This window comes from Streptomyces sp. (assembly GCF_036566765.1).
In the GTDB taxonomy this organism is placed as follows: Bacteria; Actinomycetota; Actinomycetes; order Streptomycetales; family Streptomycetaceae; genus Streptomyces.
In genome coordinates this window covers 1-10,264 of sequence record NZ_DATCVQ010000643.1, presented here as the reverse complement: position 1 = coordinate 10,264, position 10,264 = coordinate 1, and the positions used below count along the sequence as shown (strand labels likewise).

The window sequence follows — 10,264 nt, the reverse complement described above, 5'->3', positions numbered from 1 at the left end:
CGCTCGCCGCCGCCGGGGCGCTCGCGTACGCGCTGCTGGGCGAGAGCGCGGGCACGGACACCACGCACGGCGTCCCGCAGATCGTCGCCGTCGTCGTCGCCGCGGGTCTCGCCGGGGCCGTGCCGCACCTGGCCCGGGGGCGCGGACCGGACCTCGACCACCTGGCCCGGCGCATCCTCACCGTCGGCTTCGCCGCGCTCTGCTTCCAGCCCCTCTACAACGCGGGCCTGCTCGACCGGTACCTCGGACAGGGCGCCGCCCACGCCCTGTTCCTGCTGCTCCTGCTCGGGCTGACCGCACTGTGCGACGCCGTCCTCGGCGCGCTGCTGCTGCGCGCCCGGGCCGGCGCCCACCCCCCGTACGGTCCCCTGCTGCGCGACGAGCTGCGCGGGCTGATCGGCATCGGCTCCGCCGTCTGCGCGACCGGCGCGGTGATCGCCCTCGGGGTCGCCGCCGCCGGGCTGTGGGCGCTGCCCGTGTTCTGCGTGCCGCTGCTGCTCACCCAGGTCTCCTTCCGCCGGTACGCGGCCGTCCGCGTCACCAACGGCCAGGCCATCGCCTCCCTCGCCCGGGCCACCGAGATCGCCGGATACACCCCGCCGGGGCATGCCCGCCGGGTCGCGGCGCTCAGCGCCGCCGTCGGGCGCGAGCTGGGTCTGTCCGGGCCCGAGCTGACCGTCCTGGAGTACGCGGCCCTGATGCACGACATCGGCCAGCTCTCCCTCGTCGACCCCGTCCCGTCCGGCGCGACCGCCGTCCTGCCCGCCGAGGAGCAGCGCCGGATCGCCCTGCTCGGCGGGGCGGTGGTCCGCCGGACGGGCGTCCACGAGGCCGTCGCCGTCGTCGTGGAACGGCAGGCCGACCCGTACCGGGAACAGCCGGTGCCCGCCCGGATCGTCCGCACCGTCAACGCCTACGACGATCTCGCCGGGGACGGCCCGGGCGGGGGGCTCGCCGCCCTGGAACGGCTGCGGCTCGGCACCGCCCGGGACCACTGCCCGGAGGTCGTCGAGTCGCTCGCCCGGGTTCTCGCGAACGGCGGCGTCGCCCCTCGTCGGCCTGGGTAACCCATGGGTAATGAGCGCGCGTCCAACCGGGCATGGTTGGATGCGAACAAGAGGGTGAAGCGACCGGCAGGCGGGAATCGTGAGGATCTTCGGGAAGGTACGGCATCGGCCCTCCGCCTCGTGGCGGCAGGCCACCGACCGCGCGTTCACGCTGATCGGCGACGGACGGTACGAGGACGCGGGCGCGCTGCTCACCCGCGCGGCGGATCTGGAGCCCTGGCTCTCGGAGTCCTGGTTCAACCTCGCGCTGCTGCACAAGTTCCGGCACGACTGGGAGCAGGCCCGCGCCGCCGGTCTGCGCGCGGTCGCGCTGCTCGACAAGGAGACCGGCGCTCCCGACTGGTGGAACGTCGGCATCGCCGCCACGGCTCTGCAGGACTGGCCGCTGGCCCGCCGCGCCTGGCAGGCGTACGGGCTGAAGGTGCCCGGGGCCTCCGCCGGCACGGGTGAGCCGGCCGGCATGGAGCTGGGCAGCGCCGCGGTGCGGCTGTCGCCGGAGGGCGAGGCCGAGGTGGTGTGGGGCCGCCGGCTCGACCCGGCCCGCATAGAGATCCTGTCGATCCCGCTGCCGTCCTCCGGCCGGCGCTGGGGCGAGGTCGTGCTGCACGACGGCGTGCCCAACGGGGAGCGGACGACGACCGCCGGTCCCTCCTACCCGGTCTTCGACGAGATCGAGCTGTGGGCGCCGTCGCCCGTGCCAACCTGGGTGGTGCTCCTGGAGGCCGCGACCGAGGCCGACCGGGACGCGCTGGAACAGCTCGCCGCGGACGCCGGCTTCGCCGCGGAGGACTGGTCGTCCTCGGTCCGGCTGCTCTGCCGTGCCTGCTCGGAGTCGACGATGCCGAGCGCCGAGGGCGAGGGCGAGCACCTCGACCCGCACGACCACTCCGAGCCCGGCCACCCCGGCCCGCTGGGCCACCGCTCGCCCGGCGAACTGTGGGTCCCCGAGCGGGAGTGCGGCCTCGCCGCCCCGGCCGGCCTGGTCCGCGGGCTGCTCGACGGCTGGGTCGCGGACAGCCCGGACAGCCGGGAGTGGCGGGATCTGGAAGAGGTCTGCTGAGCATTGCCCGTAGGCTGTACGGGACCGATTACCGGGGTTCTGAGGAAGGCGTACGGCACACATGGCGCAGCAGCAGACGGACGAGCAGGTGAACGACGGGTTCGTCGTCGACACGGAGGACTGCGAGGCGCGTGAGCTCGCGTACCGCGAGCGGGGGACGGCACGGCCGATCACCGTCGTCGGCAACCCCGTGCTGCACAAGGAGTGCAAGGACGTCACCGAGTTCGACGACTCGCTCGCGGCGCTGATCGACGACATGTTCGCCAGCCAGAAGGCGGCGGAGGGCGTCGGCCTGGCCGCGAACCAGATCGGCGTGGACCTCAAGGTCTTCGTCTACGACTGCCCCGACGACGAGGGCGTGCGGCACACCGGTGTCGTGATCAACCCGGTCCTCCAGGAGCTCCCGGCCGAGCTGCGCGTCCTGGACGAGTCCAACGAGGGCTGCCTCTCCGTCCCGACCGCCTACGCCGAGCTGGCCCGCCCGGACTACGCGGAGGTCCACGGCCAGGACGCCCAGGGCAACCCGATCAAGGTGCGCGGCACCGGCTACTTCGCCCGCTGCCTCCAGCACGAGACGGACCACCTGTACGGCTACCTGTACATCGACCGTCTCTCCAAGCGGGACCGCAAGGACGCCCTGCGCCAGATGGAAGAGGGCACCCCGCGCTACGAGACCGTCCCGAACGACTGATCTCGCGCCGTACGCACAGATCGAAGGGCCCCGCTCCCCCCGAAGCGGGGCCCTTCGCTGTTCTCCGGCGGGACTAGAAGTCCTCGTCCAGGTCCACCGAGCCCTCGACCGCCACCTGGTAGGCGGACGGGCGGCGCTCGAAGAAGTTGGTCAGCTCCTGGACGCCCTGGAGCTCCATGAAGGAGAACGGGTTCTCCGAGCCGTACACCGGGGCGAAGCCCAGGCGCGTCAGCCGCTGGTCGGCGACGCACTGGAGGTACGCGCGCATCGACTCGGTGTTCATGCCCGGCAGGCCGTCGCCGCACAGGTCGCGGCCGAACTGGAGCTCCGCCTCCACGGCTTCCTTCAGCATGTCGACGACCTCCTGCCGCAGCGCGTCGTCGAAGAGCTCCGGCTCCTCCTTGCGGACGGTGTCCACGACCTCGAAGGCGAAGTTCATGTGCATCGTCTCGTCGCGGAACACCCAGTTGGTGCCGGTCGCCAGGCCGTGCAGCAGGCCGCGGGACCGGAACCAGTACACGTACGCGAACGCGCCGTAGAAGAAAAGGCCCTCGATGCAGGCGGCGAAGCAGATCAGGTTCAGCAGGAAGCGCCGGCGGTCGGCCTGCGTCTCCAGGCGGTCGATCTTCTCGACCGAGTCCATCCACTTGAAGCAGAACTGCGCCTTCTCGCGGATGGAGGGGATGTTCTCGACGGCGGCGAACGCGGCGGCGCGGTCCTCCGGGTCGGGCAGGTAGGTGTCGAGCAGCGTCAGATAGAACTGGACGTGCACGGCCTCCTCGAACAGCTGGCGCGAGAGGTACAGGCGCGCCTCGGGGGAGTTGATGTGCTTGTACAGCGTCAGCACCAGGTTGTTCGCGACGATCGAGTCGCCGGTCGCGAAGAACGCGACCAGACGGCCGATCATGTGCTGCTCGCCCGGGGTGAGCTTGGCGAGGTCGGCGACGTCCGAGTGGAGGTCGACCTCTTCCACGGTCCAGGTGTTCTTGATCGCGTCCCGGTAGCGCTCGTAGAAGTCCGGGTAGCGCATGGGGCGGAGGGTCAGCTCGAAGCCCGGGTCGAGGAGGTTCTTCTGTTCGTCGGTGCTCATTACTGGCAGGCCTCGCAGGACTCGGGGTTTTCGAGGGAGCAGGCGACGGCCTCTTCGGGGGTCGCCTGTACGGGGATCGGGGCGGCGGCCTGGGCCGCGCGGGCGATCCGGGTCGCAGGGCGGGAGCGCAGGTAGTACGTCGTCTTCAGGCCCTGCTTCCAGGCGTACGCGTACATCGACGACAGCTTGCCGATCGTCGGCGTCTCCAGGAACAGGTTCAGGGACTGCGACTGGTCCAGGAACGGGGTGCGCGCGGCGGCCATGTCGATCAGGCCGCGCTGCGGGATCTCCCAGGCCGTGCGGTACAGCTCGCGCACCTCCGCCGGGACCCAGGTGAAGCCGGCCACCGAGCCGTTGGACTCGCGCAGCGCCTCGCGGGTCTGCGCGTCCCAGACGCCGAGCTTCTTCAGCTCGGCCACCAGGTACGAGTTGACCTGGAGGAACTCCCCGGACAGCGTCTCGCGCTTGAACAGGTTGGAGACCTGCGGCTCGATGCACTCGTACACGCCCGCGATCGAGGCGATCGTCGCGGTCGGCGCGATGGCGAGCAGCAGGCTGTTGCGCATGCCGACGGCGGCGATCCGCTCGCGCAACGCGGTCCAGCGCTCGGGCCAGTTCAGGGCCACGTCGTAGTGGTCCGGGTGCAGGACGCCCCGGGCGGTGCGGGTCTTCTCCCAGGCGGGGAGCGGGCCGCTGCGCTCGGCGAGGTCGGCGGACGCCTCGTACGCGGCGAGCATGATCCGCTCCGCGATGCGGGTGGACAGGGCGCGCGCCTCGGCCGAGTCGAAGGGCAGCTTCAGCTGGAAGAAGACGTCCTGGAGGCCCATCGCGCCCAGGCCCACCGGCCGCCAGCGGGCGTTGGAGCGGCCGGCCTGCTCGGTCGGGTAGAAGTTGATGTCGACGACCCGGTCGAGGAACGTGACGGCGGTGCGGACGGTCGCGTCGAGCCGCTCCCAGTCGATGTCGCCGCTCGCCGTGTCGACGAACGCGCCGAGGTTGACCGAGCCCAGGTTGCACACGGCCGTCTCGCCGTCGTCCGTGACCTCCAGGATCTCCGTGCAGAGGTTGGAGGAGTGGACGGTGTGGCCCGGCTCGGCGGTCTGGTTGGCCGTGCGGTTCGAGGCGTCCTTGAAGGTCATCCAGCCGTTGCCGGTCTGGGCGAGGGTCCGCATCATCCGGCCGTACAGGTCACGGGCCGGCATGGTCTTGCGGGCCAGGCCCGCCGCCTCGGCCTTGCGGTACGCGGCGTCGAACTCCTCGCCCCACAGGTCGACCAGCTCCGGCACGTCCGCCGGGGAGAACAGCGACCAGTCGGCGTCCGCGTTGACCCGGCGCATGAACTCGTCCGGGATCCAGTGCGCCAGGTTGAGGTTGTGCGTCCGGCGGGCGTCCTCGCCGGTGTTGTCGCGCAGCTCCAGGAACTCCTCGATGTCCGCGTGCCAGGTCTCCAGGTAGACCGCGGCCGCGCCCTTGCGGCGGCCGCCCTGGTTCACGGCGGCGACGGAGGCGTCGAGGGTCTTCAGGAACGGCACGATGCCGTTGGAGTGCCCGTTGGTGCCGCGGATCAGCGAGCCGCGGGCGCGGATGCGGGAGTACGACAGGCCGATGCCGCCGGCGTGCTTCGACAGCCGGGCGACCTGGTGGTAGCGGTCGTAGATCGAGTCCAGCTCGTCCAGCGGCGAGTCCAGCAGATAGCAGGAGGACATCTGCGGGTGCCGGGTGCCGGAGTTGAACAGCGTGGGGGAGGAGGGCAGGTAGTCGAGCCGGCTCATCAGCCCGTACAGCGCCGCCACCTCGTCCACGGCCCGGCTGCTGTCGTCCTCGGCGAGACCGCAGGCGACGCGGAGCATGAAGTGCTGCGGGGTCTCGACGACCTTGCGGGTGATCGGGTGGCGCAGCAGGTAGCGCGAGTAGAGGGTGCGCAGACCGAAGTAGCCGAAGCGGTCGTCGGCGGCCCGGTCGATCAGCTCGTCCAGGCGGGCGGCGTGCAGGGCGACGAAGTCGGCGGTGCGGTCGGCGATCAGGCCCTCGCGGTGGCCGACGGCGACGGACGCGGAGAACGACACCGCCCCCTGGCCGGCCGCCTCCTGACCGATCGTGAGGGTGAGCAGCCGGGCGGCGAGCCGGGAGTACGCGGGGTCCTCCGCGATCAGACCGGCGGCGGCCTCGGTGGCCAGCTCGCGCAGCTCCGCCTCGTCCGAACCGGAGTGCCGGCCGCGCAGCGCGGCGGCGGCGACCTTGCCGGGGTCGGTGTCGGGGAGATCGGCGGTGAGGTCGGTCAGGGTCCGCAGCAGTGCGGTCCCGGGGCCGTCGCTCTCGACCGCGGAAGCCTCGGCCGAAGCCGGATGGGCGGGCGCGATGGTCACGTGGGGGCTCTCCCTCGCTCGGCGCTCGTGGCCACGGTGGGAGGGAAGGCGGGCAGGCGGGCATCCGTACGCGCGGAGGCGCCGCGTCCACCGGCCCACTCCGCGAGGCCCGGACGTCAGTCGGCGCCCGGAACGGTCGGACCGGGCGCACCGTCGGCAGGTCTTCGGACTCGGCCGGTGCGCGAACGCACCCGAAGCACACCGTTGCGGGACAGTTCCGGATTCGCACCGGATTCCCCTGCGGCGACAGCGAGCTTGAGCATACATGTGGGGGGCGCTCCTCGGAGCACCCCCCACATGTTGTGTCGCTCAGCAGACTTGCCGTCGGCGCACCCGCTCAGAGTTCCAGGCCGTAGGTGAGCAGCGGATCCATGTCCGGGATCGGCTTCCAGTCCCGTTCCGGCGTGCGGACGAAGCCCAGCCGCTCGTAGATCCGGTGCGCGGTGGCCATCCCCGCCTGGGTGGACAGCATGATCCGTACGCAGCCCGGGGCAGCCCGGGCCCGCTCCACACAGGCCCGCACGAGCGCCTCGCCGACGCCCCGGCCGCGGGCCTCGTGGGCGACCGCGAGCGCCCGGAACTCGGCCTCGCCGGCCCGCGCGATGTCGGCCCACGGGCCGCCGGACGGGACGAAGGTCACCCCGCCGAGCAGCGTGCCGGAGGCGTCCACGGCGACCAGCACCTCGGCGGCCGCGGCCCGCCCCGCGACGTCCCGCAGCACGTGCAGGTACTCGTCGTCCTCGCCGAAGTCGAGGTGTCCGTCCGCGAGATAGGCCTGGGCGGTGATCTCCCCGAGGAGCTCGTACTCCTCGGGGAGCGCCGCTCTGATCACGAAGTCCATGGACGTCAGTGTGCCCGGGCCGGCTGCCCGGGCCCACCTCATTTCACGGTCAGTGACCGGCGCCCGCCTTCTGCGGATCGGTCTGCACGCCCGCGTCGCCGGCGTCCGCCGTGTAGTCCGCCGGGGACGTCTCGTCGACGCCCTCGGGAGCCTTGACGGCCTTCAGGACGAAGGTCAGGACGACGGTGACGACCACGTTGATCACGAACGCGGTGAGACCGATGTAGCCGATCTCGCCGATGCCCGGGATCTCGGCGGAGGAGCCGCCGAAGTGCTTCTGGGTCGGGCTGGCCACCCCGTACGCGGCGGCCGTGCCGTACACCATGCCGACGGCCCAGCCGGCGAGCAGCGCCCAGCGGTGGCACCAGCGGGTGAACAGGCCGCCGACCAGGGCCGGGAAGGTCTGCAGGATCCAGATGCCGCCGAGCAGCTGGAAGTTGATGGCGACCGTCTTGTCCATGGTCAGGACGAAGGCCAGTGCGCCGACCTTCACGAGGAGCGACACCAGCTTGGACACCTTGGTCTCCTGGGCCGGAGTCGCGTCCGGCTTCAGGAAGTCCTTGTAGATGTTGCGGGTGAAGAGATTGGCCGCGGCGATCGACATGATGGCCGCGGGGACCAGCGCGCCGATGCCGATGGCGGCGAAGGCGACGCCCGCGAACCAGTCCGGGAACATGTTCTCGAACAGCTGCGGGATGGCGAGCTGGCCGTTCTTCACCTTGACCCCGGCGGCGATCGCCATGAAGCCGAGCAGCGCCAGCAGACCCAGCATCAGCGAGTACAGCGGCAGGATCGTGGTGTTGCGGCGGATCACCTCACGGCTGCGCGAGGAGAGCGTCGCGGTGATCGAGTGCGGGTACATGAACAGCGCGAGCGCCGAGCCGAGCGCCAGCGTCGCGTAGCCCCACTGGCCCATCTCGCCGGGCACCAGCGCGCCCTTCGGCTTGCCGGTGGCCGGGTTGACGGTCGCGTACGCCTCGCCCGCCTTGGCGAAGATCTCGTCGAAGCCGCCGAGCTTGATCGGGATGTAGATGATCGCCACCGCGATGACGATGTAGATCAGCGTGTCCTTGACGAAGGCGATCAGCGCCGGGGCGCGCAGGCCGGAGGAGTACGTGTACGCGGCGAGCACGCCGAAGGCGATCAGCAGCGGCAGGTCCTTGACGAACCAGTGCGTGTTCTCGCCACCGCCCACGCCCATCACGTCCAGGACGGCCTGGATGCCGACCAGCTGGAGCGCGATGTACGGCATGGTGGCGAGGATGCCGGTGACGGCGACCGCCAGTGACAGGCCCTTGGAGCCGAAGCGTCCGCGGACGAAGTCGGAGGTGGTGACGTACCCGTGCTTGTGCGAGACCGACCACAGCCGGGGCAGGAAGGTGAAGATCAGCGGATACACGAGGATCGTGTACGGCACGGCGAAGAAGCCGGCCGCGCCCGCCGCGTAGATCGCCGCCGGGACGGCGACGAACGTGTACGCGGTGTAGAGGTCGCCGCCGAGCAGGAACCAGGTCACCCAGGTGCCGAACGAGCGGCCGCCGAGGCCCCATTCGTCGAGGCTGTGCTCGTTCTCCGCCTTGCGCCAGCGCGCGGCGAGGAAGCCCATGACCGTGACGGCCAGGAAGAAGAAGATGAAGACGGCGAGTGCGACGCCGTTCACGCCGTCCTTCACTTCGACTCACCTGCCTTGCGGGCGCGCTGGTCGCGCTGCCAGAGGGTGTACGCGACCATGGTGAGCGCGGTCGAGATGACGACCCAGGCCATCTGGTACCAGTAGAAGAACGGGATGCCCGCGAAGACCGGCTCGACCTTGGCGTACGAGCTGACCCAGAGCATGGCCACGAACGGCGCGACGAGACAGAGCGCCACAACCACCCGGACCGGTGTGACCGTTGGTTGCTTTTGTTGCGTCACTTCTGACATGCGGCGAACCGTCCCCTCAGTGATCACCTGTGTAATGGCCAGGAAATCTAGGGGACGGTTCCGCTGCATGGAACCCCGTTCCGGATAACGGACGGGACTCGGTCAGGATCAGCCGTCGGTCAGGACCAGCCGTCGGGCGGGCGTCAGCCGTTGGGGCGCTTGAGCCTGGCGACGAACTTGTAGCGGTCGCCGCGGTAGACCGAGCGGACCCATTCGACCGGCTCGCCCTGGGCGTCGAGCGAGTGGCGCGAGAGCATCAGCATCGGCAGGCCCACGTCGGTGCCGAGCAGCCCGGCCTCGCGCGGGGTGGCCAGCGAGGTCTCGATGGTCTCCTCGGCCTCGGCGAGATGGACGTCGTAGACCTCGGCGAGCGCCGTGTAGAGGGACGTGTACTTGACCAGTGACCTGCGCAGGGCCGGGAAGCGCTTGGCGGAGAGGTGGGTCGTCTCGATGGCCATCGGCTCGGCGTTGGCCATGCGCAGGCGCTCGATGCGCAGCACCCGGCCGCCCGCGGTGATGTCGAGGAGTTCGGCGAGCCGGTCGTCGGCGGTGATGTAGCCGATGTCGAGCAGTTGCGAGGTGGGTTCGAGACCCTGGGCGCGCATGTCCTCGGTGTAGGAGGTGAGTTGGAGCGCCTGCGAGACCTTCGGCTTGGCGACGAAGGTGCCCTTGCCCTGGATGCGCTCCAGGCGGCCCTCGACGACCAGTTCCTGGAGGGCCTGGCGCACGGTGGTGCGCGACGTGTCGAACTCCGCCGCGAGCGTGCGCTCGGGCGGGACCGGCGTACCGGGCGCCTGGGTCTCCGTCATGTCGAGCAGGTGCTTCTTCAGGCGGTAGTACTTGGGCACGCGGGCGGTACGGACCGTGGCGCCGTTCTCGTTCTCCGCACTGCTGACGTCGGTGCTCATGGTCTGCCTTCCCGGCTCCGGTTGCCGAAGCGACCGACATCCCGTCGGTCACGGCTCACATCGTGGCACGGCAGCGTACCGGGTGTGCCGCACGCTCCGTGATCCCCTCTGTATACCGTCGGGACCTGTGTTGGTCTAGTCCACCGCGCCGTTCCGGAGCCGGTGGTCCACCTCAACTGGTACGTCCGATCTGTCGCTTGGGCAATGAAAGGTCCCTGCATATCTCGGTCGTATCACGGACGCCCGGAGCCTGCTGGAACACCCTTGACAGCCCTATTGGTCTGGGCCAAGCTCCCCTCACTGGTCTACACCATTGGT

9 protein-coding genes and 1 riboswitch are annotated in these 10,264 nt (G+C 70.7%); of the genes, 3 read left to right on the top strand and 6 right to left on the bottom strand.

Going from position 1 to position 10,264, the window contains the following annotated elements:
• The 3 genes from VIU94_RS37460 to def form a co-directional block, all read left to right on the top strand.
• Positions 1 to 1,067: HD-GYP domain-containing protein (locus tag VIU94_RS37460; RefSeq protein WP_331918836.1), on the top strand; the 1,067-nt coding region annotated here is incomplete at its 5' end.
• A 79-nt stretch (positions 1,068 to 1,146) separates the two neighbouring features.
• Positions 1,147 to 2,127 (top strand): tetratricopeptide repeat protein, encoded by a 981-nt coding sequence (locus VIU94_RS37455; protein ID WP_331918834.1) that lies wholly within the window; start codon positions 1,147 to 1,149, stop codon positions 2,125 to 2,127.
• Between the two features lie 61 nt (positions 2,128 to 2,188).
• Positions 2,189 to 2,818, top strand: a complete 630-nt coding sequence (def, locus tag VIU94_RS37450) for a peptide deformylase (RefSeq protein WP_331918832.1) — start codon at positions 2,189 to 2,191, stop codon at positions 2,816 to 2,818.
• A gap of 73 nt (positions 2,819 to 2,891) precedes the next feature.
• Here def and VIU94_RS37445 read toward each other — a convergent pair whose 3' ends face one another.
• From VIU94_RS37445 to VIU94_RS37420, 6 genes are all read right to left on the bottom strand, one after another.
• The gene (locus VIU94_RS37445; RefSeq protein ID WP_331918830.1) at positions 2,892 to 3,908 is read right to left on the bottom strand and encodes a ribonucleotide-diphosphate reductase subunit beta; all 1,017 of its coding nucleotides are present in this window, start codon (positions 3,906 to 3,908) and stop codon (positions 2,892 to 2,894) included.
• Positions 3,908 to 6,274: a ribonucleoside-diphosphate reductase subunit alpha gene (locus VIU94_RS37440; protein ID WP_331918828.1), complete on the bottom strand. Its 2,367-nt coding sequence runs from the start codon at positions 6,272 to 6,274 to the stop codon at positions 3,908 to 3,910. Before VIU94_RS37440 ends, VIU94_RS37445 begins: the two co-directional genes overlap by 1 nt.
• A gap of 138 nt (positions 6,275 to 6,412) precedes the next feature.
• A riboswitch (cobalamin riboswitch) is annotated at positions 6,413 to 6,537 on the bottom strand.
• A gap of 74 nt (positions 6,538 to 6,611) precedes the next feature.
• Positions 6,612 to 7,115: a GNAT family N-acetyltransferase gene (locus tag VIU94_RS37435; RefSeq protein ID WP_331918826.1), complete on the bottom strand. Its 504-nt coding sequence runs from the start codon at positions 7,113 to 7,115 to the stop codon at positions 6,612 to 6,614.
• Positions 7,116 to 7,164: 49 nt separating this feature from the next.
• Positions 7,165 to 8,787, bottom strand: a complete 1,623-nt coding sequence (gene mctP, locus VIU94_RS37430) for a monocarboxylate uptake permease MctP (protein ID WP_331918824.1) — start codon at positions 8,785 to 8,787, stop codon at positions 7,165 to 7,167.
• Entirely contained in the window at positions 8,784 to 9,038 is a 255-nt protein-coding gene (locus VIU94_RS37425) for a DUF3311 domain-containing protein (RefSeq protein WP_331918822.1), read from the bottom strand. The genes mctP and VIU94_RS37425 overlap by 4 nt, the downstream gene beginning before the upstream one ends.
• Before the next feature lie 143 nt (positions 9,039 to 9,181).
• Positions 9,182 to 9,946: a GntR family transcriptional regulator gene (locus VIU94_RS37420; protein ID WP_331918820.1), complete on the bottom strand. Its 765-nt coding sequence runs from the start codon at positions 9,944 to 9,946 to the stop codon at positions 9,182 to 9,184.
• Positions 9,947 to 10,264: the final 318 nt, after the last annotated feature.

What these genes read in the sequence shown, in the direction of transcription:
- VIU94_RS37425 (WP_331918822.1), bottom strand. Translation starts at nt 9,038, where the DNA reads ATGTCAGAAGTGACGCAACAAAAGCAACCAACGGTCACACCGGTCCGG.
- def (WP_331918832.1), top strand. Translation starts at nt 2,189, where the DNA reads ATGGCGCAGCAGCAGACGGACGAGCAGGTGAACGACGGGTTCGTCGTC.
- VIU94_RS37435 (WP_331918826.1), bottom strand. Translation starts at nt 7,115, where the DNA reads ATGGACTTCGTGATCAGAGCGGCGCTCCCCGAGGAGTACGAGCTCCTC.
- VIU94_RS37445 (WP_331918830.1), bottom strand. Translation starts at nt 3,908, where the DNA reads ATGAGCACCGACGAACAGAAGAACCTCCTCGACCCGGGCTTCGAGCTG.
- VIU94_RS37420 (WP_331918820.1), bottom strand. Translation starts at nt 9,946, where the DNA reads ATGAGCACCGACGTCAGCAGTGCGGAGAACGAGAACGGCGCCACGGTC.